Genomic DNA, 22,553 nt, shown 5'->3' on the forward strand with positions numbered 1-22,553 from the left:
GACCGGCTTACGGTCGAGCAGTTACGCAGTCACCGATGGGGAGCGGGATGACCACCGAATCGACGTACGACAATTCAGCACTGAGCCACGAGGACGAGGGCTATCACAAGGCCCTCAAACCGCGCCAAATCCAGATGATCGCCATCGGCGGGGCTATCGGCACCGGCCTTTTCATGGGCGCGGGCAGCCGACTGCACAGTGCCGGACCGGGCCTGTTCCTGGTGTACGCGGTGTGCGGCATCTTCGTCTTCTTCATCCTGCGCGCCCTCGGCGAGCTGGTGCTGCATCGTCCGTCGTCGGGCTCGTTCGTCTCCTATGCACGCGAATTCTTCGGTGAGAAGACCGCTTTCGTGACGGGCTGGCTGTACTTCTTCAACTGGGCGGCCACCGCGATCGTGGATGTCACCGCGGTGGCGTTGTACATGCACTACTGGGGGATGTTCGAAGCGGTCCCGCAGTGGCTGATCGCCCTGATCGCCCTGGGCATCGTCCTGACCATGAACATCATCTCGGTCAAGCTGTTCGGCGAGATGGAGTTCTGGGCATCGATCATCAAGGTCGCCGCATTGGTGACCTTCCTCGTCGTCGGCATCGTGTTCCTGGCCGGGCGGTTCGAGATCAACGGCCAAGCCACCGGTTTCAGCGTGATCGCCGACAACGGTGGCATGTTCCCGGTCGGCATCTTCCCGCTGGTGGTGGTGACCTCGGGTGTGATCTTCGCTTATGCCGCAGTCGAACTCGTCGGCATCGCGGCGGGCGAAACCGCGGATCCGCCCAAAGTGATGCCGCGGGCGATCAACTCGGTCATCGTGCGCATCGCCCTGTTCTACGTAGGCTCCCTGGTGCTGCTCGCCCTGTTGTTGCCCTACACCGAATTCCACAAGGGCGAGAGCCCGTTCGTGACGTTCTTCTCCAAGATCGGCGTACCCGCAGCTGGCGGCATCATGAATCTGGTGGTGCTGACCGCCGCGATGTCGAGCCTCAACGCCGGGCTGTATTCCACCGGGCGCATCCTGCGATCGATGGCGATGAACGGCAGCGGCCCGGCCTTCACGGCGAAGATGAACCGCAACGGTGTCCCGTTCGGCGGGATCGCCCTCACCGGAGCCCTGACGCTGCTCGGCGTGGTGCTCAACCTGTTCGTCCCCGAGGACGCCTTCAACATCGCGCTGGACCTCTCCGCGCTGGGCATCATCTCGACGTGGGCCATGATCGTGGCCTGTCAGCTCCAGCTGTACCGCTGGGAACGCAAGGGCATCCTGGCGCGGCCGGCGTTCCGGTTGCCGGGCACGCCGTACACCGGCTACCTGACGCTGATCTTCCTGGCCGCGGTGACCGTACTGATGTGCTACGAGAACATCTGGAATCTCATCGCGATCATCGTCCTGGTCCCGATGCTGATCGGCGGCTGGTACGCGGTGCGCGGCAAGGTCACGGCGATGGCGGCCCAGCGCATGGGCTACACCGGTGACTACCCGGTGGTCCCGCAGCCGCCGATTCCCGAAGGTCCCGGCGAGTAGCGCGATCGAGCCACGCCCGGTGCGCCCAGATCCCGGCATCCTTGACGGGTGTCGAGCATCACCGGCACCGCGACGGTTTGCAGGTTGACCGGTTCGCGGACGCTATCCCAGAATGTTTTACGTGGGTAAACGCACGGAGGAAGATCAGCTGAACGACGTGACAACGCGGCTGCTGGAAAAGTACGCCGGCCTGCCCGCCGAACACGTCACCGCCGCCGTCGCCGACGCGCACAAGCACTTCGTCACCAGCACCGTGCGCGACTACATCGCCCTGCTGGTCGAGCGCCGTGCCATCGCCAACCTGACGAGCCGCCCTACAGCCGCGCCCTGACGGCCGCGGACAGCCGCGACCCGTCCGCCTTGCCCGCGGCGATCGTCGTGGCCGCCTTCATCACCTGGCCCATCTGACGCATCCCCGGCCGCTCGCCGATCTCCTCGGCGACCTGTGCGATCGCGGTGTCGACCACGTCGGCGAGTTCGGCCTCGGTCAGCGGCGTTGGCAGGTACTCGTCGATCACCCGGGCCTCGGCATGCTCGTTGGCCGCCAGCTCCCCTCGACCGTTCTGCGTGTAGATCTCCGCAGCCTCGGCCCGCTTCTTGGCTTCCCGCGCGAGGACCTTGAGCACGTCGTCGTCGGAGAGTTCGCGCGCCTGCTTACCGGACACCTCCTCGGCCCCGATCGATGCGATCAGCATCCGCAGCGTCGCCGTCCGCAACTTGTCCTGTGCTTTCATCGCCGCGGTGAGATCCGCACGAAGCCGGTCTTTCAATTCCGCCATGGCTGCGACGCTACGCCTGCCGGGGCCGGCACCGGATACGTTGTCAATGAGCCGAGTCGACTAGAGGATGGTGGCCATGTACAGCGATCCCGGCGGGTATGGGAGCCAGCCGCGCCCGGTCTACCCGCCGCCCGGCTACGGTGGCCCTCCCGGGTATCCCGGCTATCCGCCGCCGGGTCACGGCTACCAAGGCGGCTATCCGGGCCCACCACCGGAACTCAAACCGGGCATCATCGCGCTGCGTCCGCTGAACCTGTCCGACATCTTCAACGGCGCCTTCGCCTACATTCGGGCCAATCCCAAAACCACCCTCGGTCTGACCACCATCGTGGTGGTCATCGCCCAGGTGGTCGCGCTGCTGTTTCAGCTCATGCCGTTGGCCAACAGCGGTGTGCTGCGCTCTCCCTCCACCGGCGCGGAAGCACCCGCGGTGGCGCTGATCGGTCCCACCCTGGGCACCCTGGTCGGGGCCGCTGTCACCTGGGTTTCGGGCATCGTGCTGGCCGGGCTGCTGACCGTCATCGTGGGCCGCGCCGTCTTCGGATCGGGCATCACCATCGGCGAGGCGTGGCAGCGGTTGCGCGGCCGAGTGTGGGCGCTGCTCGGCTTCACCGCCCTCGAGGCGGCGGGCGCGGTACTGCTCATCGGGGTCGCGGTCGGGCTCACCGCCGTGGCGGTCGTGGTGGGCGATGCCGCCGCGGGTTTCCTGGTCGGCATCCCGCTGCTGCTCGGCCTCGTCATCCTGCTGGTGTATCTGGGCACCATGCTGAGCTTCGTGCCGCCGCTCATCGTGCTGGAGCGGCTCCCCATCCTCGCTGCGGTGCAGCGCTCGTTCGCGTTGATCCGGCACGATTTCTGGCGCGTGTTCGGCATCCGCTTACTGGCCACCCTGGTGGCGGGCATGATCGCCGGCGCGGTGGCGGTGCCGTTCAGCTTCGGCGGTCAGATCCTGCTGTTCGCCTCCGAGACGACCGCCGCCCTGGTGGCGGGCTTGGTGCTGATCTCCGTGGGCGGGGCGATCGGGCAGATCCTCACCTCGCCCTTCACCGCGGGAGTGGTTGTCTTGCAATACGCTGACCGCCGGATCCGAGCGGAGGCCTTCGATCTGGTGTTGCAGACAGGTGCCGTTGCCGGTCCGGTCGCCCCGGCGGACAGTACCGATCATCTGTGGCTGACGCGCCGGCCCTGACGTGTCCGGACTCGACATCGACAGCGACGCCGCCCACGAGGCGGCGCAACGCGAACTGAGCAAACCCATCTACCCGAAACCGTCACTGACCGACCAGCTGTGGGCCTGGCTCGAGGCCCTGCTCTACCGGGTGTTCAGTGCGGGTTCGTCGGTGCCCGGCGGGTGGATCACCATCGGGCTGCTGTCGCTGCTGGTCGTCATCGCGGCGGTGGTGGCGATCCGGGTGGCCATGCGCACCACGCACACCCGGCGCGGCGGTGAGGTCGCCCTGTTCGACGGTCACCAGCTCGGCTCTGCCGAACACCGCGCCCTCGCGCAACAGTCTGCCGCGCAAGGGGATTGGGCAGCCGCCATCCGGCACCGGCTCCGCGCGGTCGCGCGCCGACTGGAGGAGACCGAGGTGCTCGACCCGGAACCCGGGCGCACCGCCACCGAACTTGCCCGCGAAGCGGGCACCGCACTACCCGATGTGCGGGACGAATTGAGCCGCGCCGCCGAGGTTTTCAACGACGTGACCTACGGCGCGCGCACGGCGACCGAGGCGGGTTACCGGGTGATCGCCGACCTGGACGACCGCCTGGACCGTGCCGCGGCCACCCCACCGGACACGCCGAGCGTCGTACCCGACAGCTGGGTTCCGGTCCGATGACGGCTACCAGATCACCTGCTGCGCCGGGGATGCGGCCGGGCACGAGTCGATGGCGGACAACCCGCTGGGTGACGCTCGCGGCGACCGCCGTCATCGCGGTCGCCCTGCTGACCACGATTCTCACCGCGCCCCGGCCCGGCGGGCTGATGGAGGCCGACTCCACCTCACCCGACGGCGCCCACGCCCTGGTCACCCTCCTCGGCCAGCACGGTGTGGACGTCGTCGTCGCCGACGATCTCGACGCCGTGGTCCGCGCCGCCCGCCCCGACACCCTGATCGTCGTGGCGCAGACCTTCTTCCTCTTCGGCGACGACACGCTGGCCACCCTGGCCGGTCTGCCCGGCGACCGATTGGTGGTGGCGCCCACCTCGGCCACCAGGGAGCGACTCGCACCCGGCGTCCGCCGCGACGGTGCCACCCCGTTCGGCGGCGCCCCCGGTTGTGAACTGCCGGAGGCCACCCACACCGGCGAGGCCGATCTGGGCCCCAGCGATACCTTTGCCGCGGCGGGGAATCGCACCGTCAGCCGCTGCTATGACGGTGCACTGGTGCGCTACACCGACGGGGAACGCACCGTCACCGTGGTCGGCAGCAGTGATTTCATGACCAACGGTGGACTGCTCGGCAAGGGCAACGCTGCATTGGCGATGAATCTGGCCGGCGCCCGCGACCGGGTCATCTGGTACGCGCCGCAGCGCACCGAGGGCGACACCGGAGGCGCCCAGACGATCACCGACCTGATTCCCGACCGGGTGTACTGGGCGCTGCTGCAGCTGTGTCTGGCCGTCGTACTGATCGCGTGGTGGCAGGGACGCCGACTGGGGCGACTCGTGCCCGAGGACCTCCCGGTGGTGGTGCGGGCGTCGGAAACCGTCGAGGGCCGGGCCCGGTTGTACCGGTCCCGACGGGCCAGGGCACATGCCGCCGCGGCATTGCGCACCGCCACCCTGGGCCGGCTGCTGCCGCGGTTGGGTCTCGGCGCGGCCGCGGGCGAGGCCAGTGTCGCCCAGGCCGTCGCCCAGCGTTGCCTCCAGCCTCCGAATACGTTGAGCCACATCCTGTTCGGTCCGCCACCCGAAACCGACGCCGAACTCCACCGACTCGCCATCCAACTCGACGATATCGAAAGGCAGGTCACCCAGTCGTGAGTCAGCCCTCCCCCCAGGACGCCGCGCGCCACGCGTTGCTCGCCCTGCGCAACGAGATCGGCAAGGCCGTGGTCGGCCAGGAAGCCGTGGTGAGCGGCCTGGTCGTCGCCTTGCTGTGCCGGGGGCACGTGCTGCTCGAAGGGGTGCCCGGTGTGGCCAAGACGCTGCTGGTGCGCACCCTGGCGGCAGCCCTGCAGCTGGACTTCAAACGCGTGCAGTTCACCCCGGACCTGATGCCCGGCGATGTCACCGGCTCGCTGGTGTACGACGCCCGGACCGCGGAGTTCGAATTCCGGGCCGGCCCGGTGTTCGCCCACCTGCTGCTGGCCGACGAGATCAACCGCACCCCGCCCAAGACGCAGGCCGCGCTCCTGGAGGCGATGGAGGAGCGGCAGGTCAGTGTCGACGGCGAACCACGCCCGCTACCGGATCCGTTCATCGTCGCGGCCACCCAGAATCCCATCGAGTACGAGGGCACCTATCAACTTCCCGAGGCGCAACTGGACCGCTTCCTGCTCAAGCTGAATGTGCCGCTGCCGCCGCGCGATCAGGAGGTCGCCATCCTGGACCGCCACGCGCGCGGTTTCGACCCGCGCGACCTGTCGTCGGTGCAACCGGTGGCGGGGCCGGCCGAACTGGCCGCCGGCCGGGACGGGGTGCGCCAGGTGCTGGTCTCCGACGAGGTCCTGGGCTACATCGTCGATATCGTCGGGGCCACCCGGCAGTCACCGTCACTGCAGCTGGGGGTGTCCCCGCGCGGGGCCACCGCCTTGCTGGCGACCGCACGGTCGTGGGCCTGGTTGTCGGGCCGCAGCTACGTCACGCCCGACGACGTGAAGGCGATGGCCCGGCCGACCCTGCGGCACCGCATCGCCCTGCGGCCGGAGGCCGAGCTCGAAGGCGCCAGCCCCGACGGGGTGCTGGACGGCATCCTGGCCTCCGTTCCGGTGCCGCGCTAGTGGTGTTGACCGGCCGTACCGGCGTGATCGCGCTGATCGGCGCGGTGCCGGTGGTGCTGTCACCGTGGCCCGCCGCGACATTCGCCGTGTTCGCGCTCCTGTTGGCCGCGGCGGTGGGCATCGACGTGACGCTGGCCGCGGATCCGCGGGCAGTACGGGCTCACCGGTCCGGCGATACCACCGCGCGGCTGGGCCAGCCGGTGCGCAGCGAGCTGGTGCTGCACAACGACGGGTCGCGGCGGCTGCGCGGCCTGGTCCGCGATGCCTGGCCGCCCAGCGCGTGCGCGACGCCACCCGACACCACATTGGATATCGCTGCCGGACACCGCTTCCGGACCGTCACTACCCTGGACCCGGTTCGGCGCGGCGACCAGAGCCCGGCACATGTGACGATTCGCTCCATCGGCCCGCTCGGCCTGGCCGGGCGCCAGCGCTCGCAGCACGTGGACGGCACGGTGCGCATCTTGCCGCCTTTCCTGTCCCGCAAGCACCTGCCGTCCCGGCTGGCGAAGCTGCGCGAGCTCGACGGCATGGTTCCGGTGCTGGTCCGCGGCCAGGGCACCGAATTCGATTCGCTACGTGAGTATGTCGTCGGTGACGACGTGCGGTCGATCGACTGGCGGGCCACCGCGCGACGAGCCGACGTGGTGGTGCGGACCTGGCGGCCGGAGCGTGATCGCCGGGTGGTGATCGTGCTCGACACCGGCCGCACCTCGGCCGGACGCATCGGGGTGGACCCGACGTCGCAGGACCCCACTGGCTGGCCGCGGCTGGACTGGTCCATGGATGCCGCGCTGCTGTTGGCCGCGCTGGCCGCACGGGCCGGTGACCATGTGGACTTCCTGGCCCACGACCGAGTACCGCGGGCCACGGTGTTCAACGCCGCACGCACCGACGTGCTGGCCCAGTTGGTCCAGGCGATGGCACCCTTGCAGCCGGCTCTGGTCGAATCCGATTCCGCGGCAACCGTTTCGGCCGTGCGGCGCCGGGTCCGCCGACGTGCAATGGTGGTGCTGCTCACCGACCTCAACGCCTCGGCCCTCGACGAGGGGCTGATGACGGTGCTCCCGCAACTGGCCGCACGGCACCAGCTGCTGATCGCGGCGGTGGCCGACCCCCGGGTGGACGAGTTGGCGCGCGGCCGGGCCGACGCCGCCCAGGTGTATGACGCGGCGGCGGCCGAACGGTCGCGCAACGAGCGTCACGAGATCGCAGCCCGGCTGCGGCGGCACGGCGTCGACGTCGTCGACACGCTGCCCGAGGAGCTGGCCCCCACCCTGGCCGACCGTTACCTGGCGCTCAAGGCCACCGGCAAGCTCTAACGCGTCGGCAGCACGTCCGGCGCGTCCGCGACGTCGCCAGACTCGCCGGCCTGCACCGCCTTGCGGCCGAAGTGGACGACATAGGCCAAGAACAGCGCCTCGGCGGCCACTCCGATACCGATCCGCAGGAACGTCGGCAGCGACGAGGGGGTCACCAGCGCCTCGATCAAGCCCGAGATCAGGAGCACGACCACCAGTCCGGCAGCGACCGCCACCACGGCGCGCCCCTGCTCGGCCAGTACCTGCCGGCGTGGGCGGTCACCCGGCGCAATCACCGTCCAGCCCAGCCGCATTCCCACCGCAGCGGCCAGGAACACCGCCGTGAGCTCGAGCAGGCCATGCGGAATCAACAGGCCCAGCAACACATCCGACTTTCCGGCGCCGGACATCAACCCGCCGGACACACCGAGGTTCAGTGCGTTCTGAAACAGCACATAGGGAATCGGGATGCCGAGCAGGATCGCGAAGCCGATGCACTGGGCCGCCACCCAGGAGTTGTTCACCCACACCCGAAGGCCGAACGATCCGGCCGGGTTCTCGCTGTAGTAGGCGGCGAAGTCATGGTTGATCAGCTTTTCGAGCTCGGCCGGGGTTCCGATCGAGGCACGAACGTCGGCGCTGCCGGCCACCCACATCCCGATCACCACAGTGACTGCGAAGAACGCCACCGCCGTGCCCACCCACCATCGCCAGGAACGGTAGGCCACGACCGGGAACGACACCGTCACAAAGCGGATCAGCTCGCTGGACAACGGCGCGTGCGCTCCGGTGACCACCGATCGGGCCCTGGCCACCAATCCCGACAGCCGACCGACCAGCACGGGATCCGCCGATGCGCTGCGCACCTTCGACAGGTGGGTGGAGACCCGCTGGTAGAGATCGACCAGCTCGTCGACCTCGTCACCGGTCAGCGCGCGGCGGCGTTTGACCAGCTGCTCCAGGCGGTCCCAGGTCGCGCCATGGGCCAGCACGAACGCGTCGACATCCACGCTGGTCAGCATAGTCGCGCACCGATCACGCGGTAGCGAACGAGCCGCGTTGAGAAGCGCGACAATTCGGGCCGAGTAGCGTTCGAGGGCATGGTGTCCCAACCGGAGCCCTTGGTGACGGGCGACGCGGTGGTGCTCGAGGTGTCCATCGCCCAGCTGCCGGTGCGCGCCGCGGCGGCGTTGATCGACCTCACGGTGATGCTGATCGGCTACGTCCTCGGTGTCACGCTATGGGCTTTGACGCTGGCGGACTTCGATTCCGCGCTGTCGGCGGCGGTGCTGATCATCTTCACGGTACTGACCCTGCTCGGGTATCCGGTGGTTTTCGAGACCGCGACCCGCGGCCGGTCGCTGGGCAAGATGGCACTCGGACTGCGCGTGGTTTCTGACGACGGTGGACCGGAACGCCTGCGCCAGGCCATCTTTCGCGCGCTGGCCGGTGTCATCGAGATCTGGATGTTCACCGGGGCGCCTGCCGTGCTGTGCAGCATGGTGTCACCGCGAGGCAAGCGCATCGGCGACGTGTTCGCCGGCACCATGGTGATCAGCGAGCGCACGCCGCGACTCAATCCGCCACCCCCGATGCCCCCGGCACTGGCCGGCTGGGCCGGCACGATTCAGTTGTCGGGCCTGGGATCGGCACAGGCAGAGATGGCGCGCCAGTTCCTGTCCCGCACGACACAGCTGGACCCGCGGATGCGCGAGCAGATGGCCCACCGCATCGCCGCCGAGGTGCTGGCCCGGATCGCACCGCCACCGCCGCCGGGCGCTCCGCCCGAGCTGGTGCTGGCGGCGGTACTGGCCGAACGGCACCGCCGCGAGCTGGAACGGCTGCGGGTGGCCCGGCCGGAGTTCGCGCCCGCGTCACCGCCCCCACCGGCGCGGCCCGGCCCGGCTGCACCGCCGACGACCAGCGGGTTCACCCCGCCGAGCTGAAAAATGGGACACCATTGTCCCATTTTGGGCCGTATGCGATAAATTTTGGTTCATGAGTATGCCTGCCTGCGCTGAGACGGCGCCCGCCAGCGGCCCGCGCAGCCGGACCCGCCGCGCGATCATCGACGCCGCGGTAACGGTCATCGCGGGCAATCCGGCGGCGACCATGGCCGATATCGCCGCCGCCGCAGGCGTGGGGCGCAGCACCCTGCACCGCTATTTCTCGGAGCGCAGTGACCTGATGCGCGCCGTGGCGTTGCACGTTCACGCGGTGAGCACCGCCGCCATCGCCGCCGCCGATCCCGCCTGCGGCCCCGTCGACGCGGCCCTGCGGCGGGTGGTGGAAAGTCAGCTCGACCTGGGCCCGATCGTGCTCTACATCTACACCGACCCCACCCTGTTGGCCGATCCCGAATTGGCCGCCCACCTCGATACCGGTGACGAGGCCATTGCCGAGGTGCTGGCCCGCGCGACGGCCGATGGTCCGGTGTATCCGCCCGGCTGGGCCCGGCGGGTGTTCTGGGCGCTGCTCCTGACCGGCTATGACGCCATCAGACAGGACGGCATCCCCCGGCACCAGGTCGTCGACGCCATCATGTCCAGCCTCACCAACGGCACCATCACCTCTCGTTAAGGAAGTTCCATGTCCACCGGCCTCGATGCCACGGCATCGAAGACACCAACCACTCCCAAGCGCGCCTGGATCGCTCTCGCAGTCCTGGCCCTGCCCGTCCTCCTGATCGCCATCGACAACACCGTGCTGGCGTTCGCGCTGCCGAAGATCGCCGAGGATTTCCGTCCGGCGGCGTCCACGCAGTTGTGGATCGTCGACGTGTATTCCCTTGTGCTGGCCGCACTTCTGGTGGCCATGGGCAGTCTCGGCGACCGGGTGGGCCGACGCCGGCTGCTGCTGATCGGCGCCACCGGCTTCACCGTCGTCTCGGTGGCCGCCGCTTTCGCGCCGAGCGCCGAACTCCTGGTGCTGGCCCGCGCCGTGTTGGGCGTCTTCGGAGCCATGCTGATGCCCTCGACGTTGTCGCTGATCCGCAATATCTTCACCGAGGCTTCGGCGCGCCGGCTGGCGGTCGCCATCTGGGCCTCGTGCTTCACCGCGGGAACCACGCTGGGCCCCATCGTCGGTGGCGCACTGCTGCAGCATTTTCATTGGGGGGCAGTATTTCTGGTGGCTGTGCCCATCCTGGCGCCGCTGCTGGTGCTGGCGCCCAAGCTGGTGCCCGAATCGCGGGACCCCAATCCGGGCCCGCTGGATCTGGTGAGTGTCGTGCTTTCGTTCGGCGCCATGCTGCCGGTCGTCTGGGCAGTCAAGACCGTCGCCCATGACGGCCTGTCGGCCACGGTCGCGGGCGCGTTCGCCCTGGGCATCGCCGCCGGCGTGTTGTTCGTACGACGGCAGAACCGCAGCGCCACACCGATGCTGGACATGGCGTTGTTCCGGTACGGGCCGTTCACCTCGTCGGTGCTGGCCAACTTCCTGTCCATCGTCGGCCTGATCGGGTTCATGTTCTTCATCTCGCAGCACCTGCAGTTGGTGCTGGGCCTGAGCCCGCTGGCCGCCGGCCTGGTAACACTGCCCGGTGCTGTGGTGTCGATGATGGCGGGTATCGGTGTGGTGCGGGCCGCCAAGCGATTCGCACCTCAGACGCTGATGGTCGTCGGCCTGATCTTCGTGGCGCTCGGGTTCACGTTGATCCTGCTGTTCCGGCATGATCTCTCCGTGGCCGCGGTGATCGCGTCCTTCGTGGTGCTGGAATTCGGGGTCGGCATATCGCAGACGGTGTCCAACGACACCATCGTGGCATCGGTCCCCGCCGCCAAAGCCGGTGCGGCCTCCGCGGTTTCGGAAACCGCCTATGAGTTGGGCGCGGTGGTCGGCGCGGCGACGCTGGGCACCATCTTCACCGCCTGGTACCGCGCCAACGTGGTGGTGCCGGCCGGGTTGACGCCCGAGCAGGCGGGCGCAGCCGGTGAGAGCATCGGTGGCGCGACATCCGTGGCCGCCGACCTGCCGGCGCCGGCGGCAGGCCGGCTACTGGAGTCGGCGCACGCGGCGTTCGATTCCGGCGTCGCGCCGACAGCGGTGATCGCGATCGCGCTGGTGCTGACCGCGGCCGCCATCGTGAGCGTGTTGTTCCACCGGTCGCCGTAAGCGCCCGCACCCGGCACCGCGGGTTCGGCGTGCACCACACGACAGCCGCATACGACAGCCACATACGACAATGGCCTCCCCGTGCCAGGGGAGGCCATTGCCGTGGTGGGTGTTACTCGCTACCGGAACCGGCGTCGCTGCCGGCCTTGGCAGTGGACCCGGACGCGGACCCCGCCGCGGCACCGGCCTTGGCCGAGTCCGCGCCGGCCGCCGAATCGGCCGCGCTCGTGGACGATCCGCCGGTGGAGGCATGGGTGCCACCGGACTTCACGCCCGAACCCGGCTCGGCCTTGATGCTGTCCCTGGTGACCGATCCGCCGGACCCCTTGGTGCCCTTCGTCGCCGTGGCGTCGGTGCCCTCCTTGGTGGTCGCCCCAGCCTTGGTGCTCGTGTCAGCCTTGGTGCTCGCGTCAGGCTTGGTGCTGGTATCGGTGGCGCCCTTGGTCGCCGGAGCGACACTGTCGGCGGGCGTGGTGTCGGTGCTCGACTCCTTAGTGGTGGGTTCGGTGGTGGCCTTGGGGGTGGTCTCAGGGATGGTCTCAGTGGTGGTTCCGGTGGGGCTCTTGACCTCGGTGTCCGTCTCCGCCTGGGTCGCAGCGGATTCCGTCGCACCGGTTGCCTCGGCCGGGGTGCCGACGGCGGCGCCGGTCGCGTCCTTGGCAGTGGTCACGGCAGGTACCGCACCCGTGGCGTCCACTGCCAGGGTCACCGTCGCCGCGGCCGTGGGCACGGCAGCCGCCACTGCCGCAGTGGCGGGCGGAGTGGTGGTCGGCAGGCCGGCCTGCAGCGCCTTCATGATCTGCGCTCCGATGTACGGGAAGGTCTGCTCGGTGAATGCCTTTGCCTGGGCCACCGCGTTCTGCAGCACGTCGGCGATCCCGTGCTGCACCGCGTTGATGACCTTCACCGGGTTCAGCGTCTTGAGGGAATCGAGCACCGCCTGCGTGCTGGTGACGATCTGCTTGATGAACGGCGTTGTGCCGGTGTCGAATCCGATACCCACGGTGGAGACGACCACCCCGACCAGGAAACTCAGTCCGGAGTCGTAGAGGGCGGGAATCAGGGCTTGCGCCACCTTGAACGGGCGCTCCAGCGCCGGCTGAAGGGCGGTCCACGGGTTACTGAGCAGATTCAGGATGGGCTGCAGACCTGCCGTGAGGAGGGCGTCGATGGCGCCGTTCACATCACCGGTGGACAGCTTGGCTCCGACCGCCTTCAGGGTGGCGGGCAGCCCCGCACCGAGTTGGCCGAGCGCCGAACCGGCAGCCTTCGCCGCGTCGAGCACCTGCCGGGCGGTGTACAGCTGGTTGTCGACGATCTGACGCAGGATCGGCAGTGGGTTCGCCAGCACGGTGTGCAGGGTTTCGTTCACCCAGGCTCCGGCGTCGTCGACCACGGGCTTGAAGACGTTGATCGGGTTGTCGATCGACGACGATGCGGTCAGTTGGACCTGCGGCATGTGCATCTGCGGCAGGGTGGGGTGCGCGGCGATGGGTGTGATGGCGATAACGCTGGCACCGACGAGCGCGACGCCCGCGGTGACGTAAGGGCGCATGGCCGACTGCATTGACATTCCTGGTGTCATCCCTTCATCGGATCTCTATTCCCTACAGACGATCAGAACCTACTGGCCGGTAAGTTGTTGGCAATCGATTTGAGCAAAGTTTCAGATGCTGACAAATTGCGTCGCCTGACACGCTGCGGATTCCTACATTTGCTGGTGAAGGCCGTTAGTTTCACTTTCAATGAGTCTGGCTAACTCACTTCACAGAAAAGTCGTTAGCCAGGCGCACGGCCTGCCCGCAAACGTACGGACATCCGCGCGCCAGGGCGTTGACCTGCGTGATATGGATCACAAACGAAGCCGACCCTGGTTCGTGGCACATGCCGAAGGGCGGTACCCGCATGTCCAGCGCATCGACAATCAGCAACAGAATGTCGGCTCGCCGGCCCGGATAGCCGAACCGATCGTCCCGTCGTTGCGGGTACGTCCCCGGGCCGTCCACATCGTGGGACACGGGCGGTCACCGGACGATCAGACGCCCGGCGTGGCTCCGGCCTGGCGTCGTTTGGCCACCGCGCCGGCCACCGACGTCGCGGCCACCGCGATGAGCGCACCCAGGATGAGCGCCGAGGGCTCGCCCGGGGCAAGCAGATGCTGTTCGGTGCCCAGAGTGGCGGCCGCGACCGGCACGCCGAGCTGGGCGGCGGCCAGCACGGCCAGCGGCAACGGTTGACCGAACAGCCGGCCCACCGTGTGCGCGACAATCGCACCCAGTCCCAGGGCCGCCCCCAGCCCGATGAATTCGGGATGGTCACCAAGCTCGCGCACCTGTAGTGAGGCACCGAGCCAGACGAAGAACAGTGGTGCGAAGAATCCTTCGGTGATCCCGAAGAGTTGGCGGGCCAGCCGGCGCGGCTCCCCGATCGCCGATACCACCAGTCCGAGTGCGAAACCCGCCAGCATGATCGAGATATGGGTGGTGATCGCCAGCGCCGCGAGGCTGAACAGCAGAATCAAGCTGAACCGTAACTCCAGTGCCAACCGATGATCTTCGGAGTAGTGGTGAATCCGCTTGCGCCGACCGGTCCGCTCGAAATGCCGCAGCACGACGAACAGCACCACGGCCGCCGCTGCGATAGCCAGGGCGCCGAGCGCTGCCCGGGGTGCCCGGGCCGGGTCGATCACCAAGGGCACCAACACGATCGATGCGGCATCTGCGATAGCGATCTGGGCCGTCACCGACAACACCGGCGGCCCGGTCAACCCGAGCGAGTCGATCACCGGCAGGGCCAATGCCGCCGACGACGAGGCCATCAGCACCGCATACAGCAGCGCGTGCCCCGTGCCGAAGAAGGAAGCGATCGCCACGCCGAACACCGCCGCAACCGCACCGACCACCACGGCGCGCACAGCGGCGGTTCCGAGGGCACCGCGCAGCGCGGTGTCCCGGACCGGGACATGGGTGCCGACGACGAACATCACCAGCGCGAACCCGATATTGGCCAACAACCGGAGAGTCGGGTCGGTGTCGTCGACGATGCCGAATCCGGTTCTGCCCACGATGATTCCGGCCGCCAGTTCGCCGACCACCACCGGAACCCGCAGCCCCGGGATCGCAGCCAACGCGGGACCGGCCAGGCCGACGACCGCCAGTAGCGCGAGCGTGTCGAATCCGAAGTCGCTCAACTCGACTCCCCGGTCAGGCCTGCCACGACACCAGACGGCAAGGGATGGGGGTGTTCTCGTCGGAGAGGTAGCTGGCGCACACCCGGTGATAGCCGTCGGCCACCTGCATCGGGATGTCCCGCTCGTATTGGCCGCGGACCAACAGGATGGGCGAGAGGCGTTTGCCGTCGCCGATCTTGGCCAGGTCGGTACGGACGTGGGCGTTGGTTTCCGGTAACAACGCCAACCGCGCGGCGCGCAGAATATCTTTCGCCTTGCGCTGCACGGGTTCCGCTGCCTTGAGCGCCGTCACCGTGGCCGCCACGACGGTCTGCTCGGCCAGCATGCTCAGATAGTCTGCCGCCGCGTCGTAGTCATGGTCTTCGGGCTCGTCCAGCCACTTCACATGCATCCGGACACCCTAATCCGGCGGCGCTGGAAATCGGCTGGGAAATCACGCGCCGATCCAGTTGCCATGGAACCCGTAGGGAACCCGCTGGGGTAAAGCGATCGTGGCCACCGGCTCGGCGGCGAAATCGGAGGCGGCGAGAATCACCAAGGTGCTGCTGTCACGCACCGGATCGTAGACGTAACCGAGGTACCAGCCGTTGTTCTCGTCGGCCGGACCCGGCCCCGGCACGAAAACCGCTTCCGCCGGCCCGCCGGCACCCAGGTCGTGGCGGGTGGCGGCCCCGGTCGCCAAGTCGTAGCGCTGCCAGCTGTTGCCGGCCACCGCGACCGCATACCGGGCCTGCATTCCCGCCAGCCGGTCGTCGATCCGGGGGAATTCCACGCCGAGATCGTCGAGCTGGCGTTCGGACACGGTCCCGGCCGTCACGTCGATCTGCCACTCCCACAGCACACCTTCGACCTCGAATCCGCTTTCGTGGCGCCACATCTCGGGATACCGGACCGCGTGGACGACGATACGATCCCCGGTTTCGAAAGCGTTGACGACGTGGAAGACGTAGCAGGGCTCGATGTCGAACCAGCGGATGGCCCCGAACGGGTCCTGCCGGGACAGCACGCCGAACCGCGCTCCATAGGTGTCACTCCAGCGGTAGGGCATGCCGCCGTCGCCCGACTTCGCGGCGTCGACGTCGAAGACGACGGGTAGGTCCATGAACACCACGTGGCCGGAGGTCATCGCGAAGTCGTGCATCATGGTGTGCGCCTCGACATCGACCGGTCGATTGACGGTCAGCTCGCCGTTGGCGTCGGCCCGGTGGTAGGTGACGTAGGGCTCGAAGATGCTGCCGTAGCCGAAGAAATGCAACTCGCCCGTGGCTGGACAGATCTTGGGATGGGCCGTCATCGAATCGGTGAGCTTGCCACCGAAATCGTAGGCGCCGACGGTGTCCAATTCTCGGGTGATCTCGTAGGGCAGCGACGATTCCACCAGTGCCAGGGTCTTCCCGGCGTGGTTGACGACGTGGGTGTTGGACACCGCCGCGCGGAGGTTGCGGCTGCCGTCGGCGTTGTAGAGCGGGAAGGGGTTATCGAAGCTGTCGGTGCGTACCCATCGGTTGCGGTACCACTTGGCCCGCCCGTCTTGGATGCGGACGCCGTGGATCATGCCGTCACCGGTGAACCAGTGCGCGGTCGACTGACGTGGGTTGGGGCCATTGCGCAGGTACCACCCGTCGAGTTCGGGCGGGATCGACCCCTCGACCGGGAGGTCGTAGTGGGTCAGCTCGTCGGCGACGGGGGCGTAGTTGCCGACCCGGAAGAACTCCGGTTGCCCGAGCGGCAGTGCCGAGGTCTCAGTCATACCGCCACGATGACATTCCACTAATGACATGTCAATACTGGAATGTAGGATGACCGCCATGAGTCTGCGCATCGCTGCACTTGGCCTGCTCGCCCAGCACCCGGGCAGCGGATACGACCTCCTCAAGCGGTTCGAGAAATCCATGGCCAACGTGTGGCCGGCCACCCAGAGCCAGCTCTACGGCGAGCTCAACAAGTTGGCCGCGGGTGGCCTGATCGAGGTGGCCGACACCGGACCGCGCGGGCGCAAGGTCTACCGCGCCACCGATTCGGGCCGGGCCGAGTTGCTGCGCTGGCTGGGCAATCCCCAGGACGACCCGCCCTACCGCAGTCCCGAACAACTGCGCATCTTCCTCCTCGGCGAGCTGCCGACCGAGGGGGCGGCCGGGCATGTACAGGCGCTCGCCGACCACTCCCGCGCCGAGATCGCCCGCCTTCGGGCGTTACGCGACAGCCTGCACTGGGACGAGTCCGACGAGTCCTTCTACGGCCTGGCCGCGCTGGAGCACGGGCTGCGCTACCACGCCATGCAGGCCGAGTGGGCGCGGTGGTTGATCGAAGAAATCTCGTTGCGCGCAACGAAATAGCACCGCCGCGCCGCAGGTTGTTGCTACCCGTGTGCACACCTTCGGCCGTATCGATCGGCGACCTGACCATCATTGCGCTACACGACGGGGACGGCGTGGAAACCGCCCGTAACATCCTGTCGCGCCCTGGTATACCCGACAGCTGGGGATGCTATGCCGGGCACCTGAGCTCCGATGGCGCACTGACGCTGCCGCTGGGCGGGTTTCTCATCCGGACCGGCGCGCAGACCGTACTCGTCGACGCCGGCGTCGGCGATTTCGACGACGGCAAGTACCGCGGGGGCGATCTGCTGACCGCGCTACGCCGCCACGGCGTCGCACCCGCCGACGTCACCGACGTGGTCTTCACCCACTTGCACTTCGACCACATCGGCTGGGCCAGCCACCGCGGTCAGGTCGTCTTCCCGAATGCGACCTACCGCGTGCACCAAGCGGATTGGGACCATTTCGTCACCGAAGGGGACGACGAACACACGCTGGCCACCCTCACGCCGGTCAGCCCGCGGTTGGCGCCTTTTCACGGTGACGTACCGATCGCCCCGGGCGTGGACGCCATCTTCACACCGGGACACACCCCGGGCACCACCATCTTCGTGGTGTCGTCGCGCGGCGAGCGTGCGCTACTGCTCGGCGATGTCGTGCACTCCGTCGTGCAGTTCACCGAGCGAGACTGGGAGGTCATCTGGGATACCGATCCGGTGTCCGCGCGGGCCGCGCGCAATCGCCTCGCCGACGAGATCGCCGATACGTCCGATCTAGTGGTGGCGGCACACCTGCCGGGCATGCGGTTCGGCCGCATCGTGACCACGGGCGGCCCGCGACGGTTCATAGCCATCTGAGTTGGGTGTTGCATCGCGATAGTTTCCGATATATCGTCAACGTATCGGAGGCGCATCGGGCGTCTTCTTACCCAGAAGGAACATCACATGAACACCCCTTTCACCCCACCTCATCAACCCTTCGGTTTCAGTCCCGCATTCGGACCCGGCGGCTTCGGCCCCGCCGACCGGCGCGCTCTGCATGAACAGCGCCGCCACGCCCGTCACCAGTTCCGCGAGCACCTGCGCGAACACGGCGGAGGCCAGGGACCCTTCGGCCCGGGTTTCGGTCCGGGCTTCGGCCCCGGCGGCTTCGGCCCCGGATTCGGACGAGGCTTCGGCGGGGGCGGACCGCGCGGGCGCGGTGGCCGCGGCGGTGGCCGTGGCCGGCGCGGTGACGTGCGCGCCGCCATCCTGAAACTGCTCACCGAACGGCCCATGCACGGCTACGAGATGACGCAGGAGATCGCCACCCGCAGCAACGACCTGTGGCGGCCGAGCCCCGGTTCGGTCTACCCCACCCTGCAACTGCTGGTCGACGAAGGTCTCATCGTTCCCACCGCGAGCGAAGGCAGCAAGAAGACATTCGAGCTGACCGACGAGGGTCGTGCCGCCGCGGAGAAGATCGAGACCGCCCCGTGGGACTCCATCGCCGAAGATGCCGATCCCAACGCCGTCAACCTGCGTGCCGCACTTGGTCAGCTGTTCGGCGCGGTCGCCCAGTCGGTGCACACCGCAGGCGACGAACAGCAGCAGCGCATTCTCGACATCGTCAATAACGCCCGCCGCGAGATCTACCAGATCCTCAGCGAGCAGTGACGCCGACCGGTGGGTCTGCACGCCTGATGGCATGCAGACCCACCGCGGTGATCGGGCCGTCGGCGCTGCCGGAACCGCTCGATAGCATCGCAGGGTGAGCACCGACGAACTCAGCGGCTACGCGATCCCGGTGATCGTCGCCATCCTCACCGGACTCGGCGGTGTCCTCGGGGTGAGCTTCCGGGACGCCGACGCCACCGAACGTCGCCGCGGCATGTGGCTGTACATGCTGGTATTGCTGACGGCCATCGCCACGTCGGCGGCGATCAACTCGGCTTCGGGATTCGGCCGCCCGCTGGCGGCCACCCTGATGGCACTGGCCGCCTCGGCTGTCGCCGTCGGCACGCACCTGCTGTGGCGGCGGATCGTCTTCGATGCCCCACAACGCAACGTGAACATCGCGGTCACGGCGGTCGCGCTGGCCGTGGTCGTCATCGCCTCGTCGGTCACCTACACCTACATCTCGGGGAAGGGATGTCGGCAAGCCCGTGACCTGATCACCACCAGCATGGCTCAATCCGCGTTCGTGCTCCCGTCGTTCGCCAACCAGGGCCCCACCACCGGTGATTTCCAGACGTGGTCCCGCGACCTACGCGACCAGGCCAACCGGGTGACCGCGGGCGACATCGCCCCGCGCGCCAAGGATCTGGCCGACCTGGCCGAACAGATCACCGCAACGGCGCAGATCGGCGACACCGGAAGTCATGCGCTGCTCGGCGCCCGTTTCTACGACGTGCTGCGGGACTTGCTACGCAAGTGCCAGAACGTCTGATCCGCATGCCCGACACCGACACCACCGCTATCGATCGGATGCCCCGAGGCGGACCCCGCGCGTCCTGTATGGACCGGCTGCTGCAGACCGACCGGCTGGAATACCTCGATCGCCAGGATATGCCCCCGGCTGTCAAACGCAGCGTGATTGCCGCATTGGACTGGACCGGAAGGGTTTTCGGTCATCACGACCAACACGCGCGCATCGTTCTCGACGAGATCGCCGACGTGCCCGATCCGTCGATCCTGGAGCTCGGCGCCGGTCACGGAACGCTGTCGGCCACCTTGCTGGACTGGCATCCCACCGCACGGGTGACCGTCAGCGATATCGACCCGGACTCCGTCGCCGCGATCTGCGCCGGCCCGCTGGGCAGTCATCCGCGCGCCGAGGCGCGCACCGTGGACGCCGCCGCGATCGACGCCGCCGACGGCGAGTTCGCCGTCGCGGTATTCGCGTTGTCGTTCCACCACCTCCCGCCGGCCGTTGCGGCACAGGTGCTCGCCGAGGGCACCCGGGTCGCGGACAAACTGGTCATCATCGATCTGCCGCGGCCACCGTCGCCACTACACCTGGTGCGGTTGGCGACGATGTTGCCGCTGTCCCCGTTCATCCCGTTCGTGCACGACGGCGTGATCAGCTCGCTGCGCTGCTACAGCCCATCGGCGATGCGGGCACTGGCCGAGCACGCCGGGGTCGACGTGCAGGTCCGCACCGGTCTGATGAGTCCACAGGTCACGGTGGCCACCCGCCGCTAGGCTCAGCCCATGGGTGACGACGTCACACAGACCGACTTCAGCCGGGCCGAGCGCCGGGAGTACCGGCGCAAGGTGCAGTTGTGTCTGGACGTGTTCGAAACGATGCTGTCGCAGTCCAGTTTCGAATTCGACCGGCCGCTGACCGGTATGGAGATCGAATGTAACCTGGTCGACCACGCCTACCAGCCGGCGCTGCGGAACGCGCAGGTGCTCGAATCCATCGCCGACCCCGCCTACCAGACCGAGTTAGGCGCCTACAACATCGAATTCAACGTACCGCCGCGCCCGCTGCCGGGCCGGGCGGCGCTGGATCTCGAGGGTGAGGTGCGCGCCAGTCTGAACGCCGCCGAGGCCAGGGCCGCGCAGAACGACGCACATATCGTGATGATCGGCATCCTGCCGACGCTGATGCCCGAGCACCTCGATACCGACTGGATGAGTCCGTCCACGCGGTACCGGGCGCTCAACGACTCGATCTTCACCGCCCGCGGCGAGGATATCGACATCGATATCACCGGACCGGAACGACTGGCGGTGCAGTCGGCCGATATCGCGCCCGAATCCGCTTGTACCAGTGTGCAGTTGCATCTGCAGGTGTCCCCGGCCGACTTCGCGAGGAACTGGAACGCCGCACAGGTGCTGGCCGGCCCGCAGTTGGCCCTTGGCGCCAACTCACCCTATTTCTTCGGCCACGAACTGTGGGCCGAGACGCGGATAGAGCTGTTCACCCAGGCCACCGACACCCGCTCCGACGAGTTGAAGACCCAAGGGGTACGGCCCCGGGTATGGTTCGGCGAACGTTGGATCACATCGATTTTCGATCTGTTCGAGGAAAACGTCCGGTACTTCCCCGCTCTGCTTCCCGAGCTGTCCGACGAGGACCCGGTGGCCGAGCTGGCAGCCGGTCGCTCCCCGCAGCTATCCGAACTGCGGCTCCACAACGGCACCATCTACCGATGGAACCGCCCGGTATACGACGTGGTGGACGGGCGCCCCCACCTGCGGGTGGAGAACCGGGTGCTGCCGGCGGGCCCGACGGTGGTGGACATGCTGGCCAACTCCGCCTTCTATTACGGCCTGCTGCGCACGCTGTCCGAGGAAGACCGTCCGGTCTGGACAAAGATGAGTTTCGCTGCCGCACACCATAATTTCACCGCGGCCGCCCGGCACGGGATGGAGGCCACGTTGTACTGGCCGGGCGTGGGCGAGGTGACCCCCGACGAGCTGGTGCTGCGCAAACTGCTCCCGCTGGCCGATGAGGGTTTGCGGCGGTGGAGTGTCGCCGCCGAGGTCCGGGACCGCTATCTCGGGGTCATCGAGGGACGGGCGAAAACCGGGCGCAACGGCGCGGCCTGGCAGACGGCCACCGTGCACGCCCTGCAGGAGCGCGGTGCGGCCCGCCCGCAGGCGTTGGCGGAGATGTTGCGGCTGTACTGCCAGGCGATGCACAGCAACGCCCCGGTGCACACATGGGAGACAACCGCGCCCTGATCGGGCGTACGTTGGAGATCATGGCTTCTGAGGTTTTGGACTGGGACGGCGCATACCGGCAGGACGGCACCTTCGGCGGTCCGCCGCCGTGGAATATCGGCGAGCCGCAGCCCGAGTTGGCGGCGCTGTTGCCCACCGGAGCAATCCGCAGTGACGTGCTGGACGCGGGCTGCGGGCACGCCGAGCTGTCGCTGGCCCTGGCGGCGCAGGGCTATACCGTGGTCGGGCTGGATATCTCGCCGACGGCGATCGCCGCGGCGAATCGGGCTGCGCAGGAACGGAATCTGAGCACCGCGGCCTTCGCCCAGGCAGATATCACGTCGTTCACGGGCTACGACGGCCGGTTCAACACCGTCATCGACTCGACGCTGTTCCACTCGATCCCGGTCGAGGCCCGGGACGGCTACCTGCAGTCGATCCACCGGGCGGCCGCACCGGGCGCCTCCTACTTCGTGCTGGTATTTGCCAAGGGCGCATTTCCCGCCGAGGTGGAGCAGAAACCCCACGAAGTCGAGGAGCACGAGTTGCGCGCCGCGGTGGCGAAGTACTGGACGGTCGACGAGATCCGTCCGGCGTTCATCCACGCCAATGCCAACGCGATCCCGAACGCGGCCGCCGAACTGCCGTCGCACGCGCTCGACGACAGAGGCCGGGTCAAGTTCCCGGCCTTCCTGCTGAGCGCGCACAAGTAGCGGTCACCCACCGCCGACCCGA

At 68.1% G+C, this 22,553-nt stretch carries 24 protein-coding genes; 17 read left to right on the plus strand and 7 right to left on the minus strand.

Features of this window, described 5'->3' with window-relative positions; translation table 11 throughout:
- Positions 1 to 47: 47 nt before the first annotated feature.
- Together SBI67_RS04155 and SBI67_RS04160 are read left to right on the plus strand one after the other, a co-directional pair.
- On the plus strand, positions 48 to 1,520 hold the full coding sequence (locus SBI67_RS04155) for an amino acid permease (protein WP_318979312.1): 1,473 nt from the start codon (positions 48 to 50) through the stop codon (positions 1,518 to 1,520).
- Between the two features lie 121 nt (positions 1,521 to 1,641).
- Positions 1,642 to 1,851: a three-helix bundle dimerization domain-containing protein gene (locus SBI67_RS04160; RefSeq protein ID WP_318979313.1), complete on the plus strand. Its 210-nt coding sequence runs from the start codon at positions 1,642 to 1,644 to the stop codon at positions 1,849 to 1,851.
- Here the strand turns inward: SBI67_RS04160 and SBI67_RS04165 are convergent.
- Entirely contained in the window at positions 1,835 to 2,299 is a 465-nt protein-coding gene (locus SBI67_RS04165) for a GatB/YqeY domain-containing protein (RefSeq protein WP_266048460.1), read from the minus strand. The genes SBI67_RS04160 and SBI67_RS04165 overlap by 17 nt on opposite strands.
- 67 nt (positions 2,300 to 2,366) lie before the next feature.
- On the opposite strand from SBI67_RS04165, the gene SBI67_RS04170 reads away from it, so the two are divergent.
- From SBI67_RS04170 to SBI67_RS04190, 5 genes are read left to right on the plus strand one after another with little or no spacing between them, the layout of a single operon-like run.
- The gene (locus SBI67_RS04170; protein ID WP_318979314.1) at positions 2,367 to 3,488 is read left to right on the plus strand and encodes a phosphatidylglycerol lysyltransferase domain-containing protein; all 1,122 of its coding nucleotides are present in this window, start codon (positions 2,367 to 2,369) and stop codon (positions 3,486 to 3,488) included.
- 1 nt (position 3,489) lies between these two features.
- Entirely contained in the window at positions 3,490 to 4,137 is a 648-nt protein-coding gene (locus SBI67_RS04175; RefSeq protein ID WP_318979315.1) for a DUF4129 domain-containing protein, read from the plus strand.
- Positions 4,119 to 5,285 (plus strand): DUF4350 domain-containing protein, encoded by a 1,167-nt coding sequence (locus SBI67_RS04180; RefSeq protein WP_413232404.1) that lies wholly within the window; start codon positions 4,119 to 4,121, stop codon positions 5,283 to 5,285. Before SBI67_RS04175 ends, SBI67_RS04180 begins: the two co-directional genes overlap by 19 nt.
- Positions 5,282 to 6,244, plus strand: coding sequence for an AAA family ATPase (locus SBI67_RS04185; protein WP_318979316.1), 963 nt, complete (start codon positions 5,282 to 5,284; stop codon positions 6,242 to 6,244). Before SBI67_RS04180 ends, SBI67_RS04185 begins: the two co-directional genes overlap by 4 nt.
- A complete protein-coding gene (locus SBI67_RS04190; protein WP_318979317.1) occupies positions 6,244 to 7,566 on the plus strand; it encodes a DUF58 domain-containing protein in 1,323 nt (440 codons plus the stop codon). Before SBI67_RS04185 ends, SBI67_RS04190 begins: the two co-directional genes overlap by 1 nt.
- Here SBI67_RS04190 and SBI67_RS04195 read toward each other — a convergent pair.
- Entirely contained in the window at positions 7,563 to 8,555 is a 993-nt protein-coding gene (locus tag SBI67_RS04195; protein WP_318979572.1) for a stage II sporulation protein M, read from the minus strand. The two genes, SBI67_RS04190 and SBI67_RS04195, sit on opposite strands and share 4 nt — an antisense overlap.
- 90 nt (positions 8,556 to 8,645) lie before the next feature.
- Between SBI67_RS04195 and SBI67_RS04200 the strand changes: the two genes are divergently transcribed.
- From SBI67_RS04200 to lfrA, 3 genes are read left to right on the plus strand one after another with little or no spacing between them, the layout of a single operon-like run.
- Entirely contained in the window at positions 8,646 to 9,491 is an 846-nt protein-coding gene (locus tag SBI67_RS04200; RefSeq protein ID WP_318979318.1) for an RDD family protein, read from the plus strand.
- A 52-nt stretch (positions 9,492 to 9,543) separates the two neighbouring features.
- Positions 9,544 to 10,125, plus strand: a complete 582-nt coding sequence (locus tag SBI67_RS04205) for a TetR/AcrR family transcriptional regulator (protein WP_318979319.1) — start codon at positions 9,544 to 9,546, stop codon at positions 10,123 to 10,125.
- Between the two features lie 9 nt (positions 10,126 to 10,134).
- Positions 10,135 to 11,658 carry an efflux MFS transporter LfrA gene (lfrA, locus tag SBI67_RS04210; RefSeq protein ID WP_318979320.1) on the plus strand — a complete coding sequence of 508 codons (1,524 nt, stop codon included), beginning with the start codon at positions 10,135 to 10,137 and terminating at the stop codon, positions 11,656 to 11,658.
- Between the two features lie 112 nt (positions 11,659 to 11,770).
- Here the strand turns inward: lfrA and SBI67_RS04215 are convergent, their stop codons facing one another.
- The 5 genes from SBI67_RS04215 to SBI67_RS04235 all read right to left on the minus strand — a co-directional run bounded on the left by SBI67_RS04215 (position 11,771) and on the right by SBI67_RS04235 (position 16,598).
- Positions 11,771 to 13,213 (minus strand): hypothetical protein, encoded by a 1,443-nt coding sequence (locus SBI67_RS04215; RefSeq protein ID WP_318979321.1) that lies wholly within the window; start codon positions 13,211 to 13,213, stop codon positions 11,771 to 11,773.
- 205 nt (positions 13,214 to 13,418) lie between these two features.
- Positions 13,419 to 13,676: a hypothetical protein gene (locus SBI67_RS04220; RefSeq protein WP_318979322.1), complete on the minus strand. Its 258-nt coding sequence runs from the start codon at positions 13,674 to 13,676 to the stop codon at positions 13,419 to 13,421.
- Positions 13,677 to 13,693: 17 nt separating this feature from the next.
- Complete coding sequence (locus SBI67_RS04225) at positions 13,694 to 14,848, minus strand: cation:proton antiporter (protein WP_318979323.1); 1,155 nt, start codon at positions 14,846 to 14,848, stop codon at positions 13,694 to 13,696.
- Positions 14,849 to 14,861: 13 nt separating this feature from the next.
- Complete coding sequence (locus SBI67_RS04230) at positions 14,862 to 15,239, minus strand: hypothetical protein (RefSeq protein WP_318979324.1); 378 nt, start codon at positions 15,237 to 15,239, stop codon at positions 14,862 to 14,864.
- Between the two features lie 42 nt (positions 15,240 to 15,281).
- Complete coding sequence (locus SBI67_RS04235; protein ID WP_318979325.1) at positions 15,282 to 16,598, minus strand: carotenoid oxygenase family protein; 1,317 nt, start codon at positions 16,596 to 16,598, stop codon at positions 15,282 to 15,284.
- A 58-nt stretch (positions 16,599 to 16,656) separates the two neighbouring features.
- On the opposite strand from SBI67_RS04235, the gene SBI67_RS04240 reads away from it, so the two are divergent.
- From SBI67_RS04240 to SBI67_RS04270, 7 genes are all read left to right on the plus strand, one after another.
- Positions 16,657 to 17,184, plus strand: coding sequence for a PadR family transcriptional regulator (locus SBI67_RS04240; protein ID WP_318979326.1), 528 nt, complete (start codon positions 16,657 to 16,659; stop codon positions 17,182 to 17,184).
- A 29-nt stretch (positions 17,185 to 17,213) separates the two neighbouring features.
- The gene (locus SBI67_RS04245) at positions 17,214 to 18,023 is read left to right on the plus strand and encodes an MBL fold metallo-hydrolase (RefSeq protein WP_318979327.1); all 810 of its coding nucleotides are present in this window, start codon (positions 17,214 to 17,216) and stop codon (positions 18,021 to 18,023) included.
- Positions 18,024 to 18,110: 87 nt separating this feature from the next.
- Positions 18,111 to 18,821: a PadR family transcriptional regulator gene (locus SBI67_RS04250; protein ID WP_318979328.1), complete on the plus strand. Its 711-nt coding sequence runs from the start codon at positions 18,111 to 18,113 to the stop codon at positions 18,819 to 18,821.
- 94 nt (positions 18,822 to 18,915) lie between these two features.
- Complete coding sequence (locus SBI67_RS04255; protein ID WP_318979329.1) at positions 18,916 to 19,593, plus strand: hypothetical protein; 678 nt, start codon at positions 18,916 to 18,918, stop codon at positions 19,591 to 19,593.
- Positions 19,594 to 19,598: 5 nt separating this feature from the next.
- Positions 19,599 to 20,348, plus strand: coding sequence for a methyltransferase domain-containing protein (locus SBI67_RS04260; protein ID WP_318979330.1), 750 nt, complete (start codon positions 19,599 to 19,601; stop codon positions 20,346 to 20,348).
- A gap of 9 nt (positions 20,349 to 20,357) precedes the next feature.
- Positions 20,358 to 21,839 (plus strand): glutamate-cysteine ligase family protein, encoded by a 1,482-nt coding sequence (locus SBI67_RS04265; protein ID WP_318979331.1) that lies wholly within the window; start codon positions 20,358 to 20,360, stop codon positions 21,837 to 21,839.
- Positions 21,840 to 21,859: 20 nt separating this feature from the next.
- Entirely contained in the window at positions 21,860 to 22,531 is a 672-nt protein-coding gene (locus SBI67_RS04270; RefSeq protein ID WP_413232395.1) for a class I SAM-dependent methyltransferase, read from the plus strand.
- Positions 22,532 to 22,553 lie beyond the last annotated feature (22 nt).

Source organism: Mycolicibacterium chengduense, from assembly GCF_033741155.1.
In the GTDB taxonomy this organism is placed as follows: domain Bacteria; phylum Actinomycetota; class Actinomycetes; order Mycobacteriales; family Mycobacteriaceae; genus Mycobacterium.

Excerpts from the sequence above, each read along its gene's own strand:
- SBI67_RS04155 (WP_318979312.1), top strand. The coding sequence starts at position 48 with ATGACCACCGAATCGACGTACGACAATTCAGCACTGAGCCACGAGGAC.
- SBI67_RS04165 (WP_266048460.1), bottom strand. The coding sequence starts at position 2,299 with ATGGCGGAATTGAAAGACCGGCTTCGTGCGGATCTCACCGCGGCGATG.
- SBI67_RS04170 (WP_318979314.1), top strand. The coding sequence starts at position 2,367 with ATGGTGGCCATGTACAGCGATCCCGGCGGGTATGGGAGCCAGCCGCGC.
- SBI67_RS04200 (WP_318979318.1), top strand. The coding sequence starts at position 8,646 with ATGGTGTCCCAACCGGAGCCCTTGGTGACGGGCGACGCGGTGGTGCTC.
- SBI67_RS04205 (WP_318979319.1), top strand. The coding sequence starts at position 9,544 with ATGAGTATGCCTGCCTGCGCTGAGACGGCGCCCGCCAGCGGCCCGCGC.
- lfrA (WP_318979320.1), top strand. The coding sequence starts at position 10,135 with ATGTCCACCGGCCTCGATGCCACGGCATCGAAGACACCAACCACTCCC.
- SBI67_RS04215 (WP_318979321.1), bottom strand. The coding sequence starts at position 13,213 with ATGCGCCCTTACGTCACCGCGGGCGTCGCGCTCGTCGGTGCCAGCGTT.
- SBI67_RS04230 (WP_318979324.1), bottom strand. The coding sequence starts at position 15,239 with ATGCATGTGAAGTGGCTGGACGAGCCCGAAGACCATGACTACGACGCG.
- SBI67_RS04235 (WP_318979325.1), bottom strand. The coding sequence starts at position 16,598 with ATGACTGAGACCTCGGCACTGCCGCTCGGGCAACCGGAGTTCTTCCGG.
- SBI67_RS04240 (WP_318979326.1), top strand. The coding sequence starts at position 16,657 with ATGAGTCTGCGCATCGCTGCACTTGGCCTGCTCGCCCAGCACCCGGGC.
- SBI67_RS04250 (WP_318979328.1), top strand. The coding sequence starts at position 18,111 with ATGAACACCCCTTTCACCCCACCTCATCAACCCTTCGGTTTCAGTCCC.
- SBI67_RS04260 (WP_318979330.1), top strand. The coding sequence starts at position 19,599 with ATGCCCGACACCGACACCACCGCTATCGATCGGATGCCCCGAGGCGGA.
- SBI67_RS04265 (WP_318979331.1), top strand. The coding sequence starts at position 20,358 with ATGGGTGACGACGTCACACAGACCGACTTCAGCCGGGCCGAGCGCCGG.
- SBI67_RS04270 (WP_413232395.1), top strand. The coding sequence starts at position 21,860 with ATGGCTTCTGAGGTTTTGGACTGGGACGGCGCATACCGGCAGGACGGC.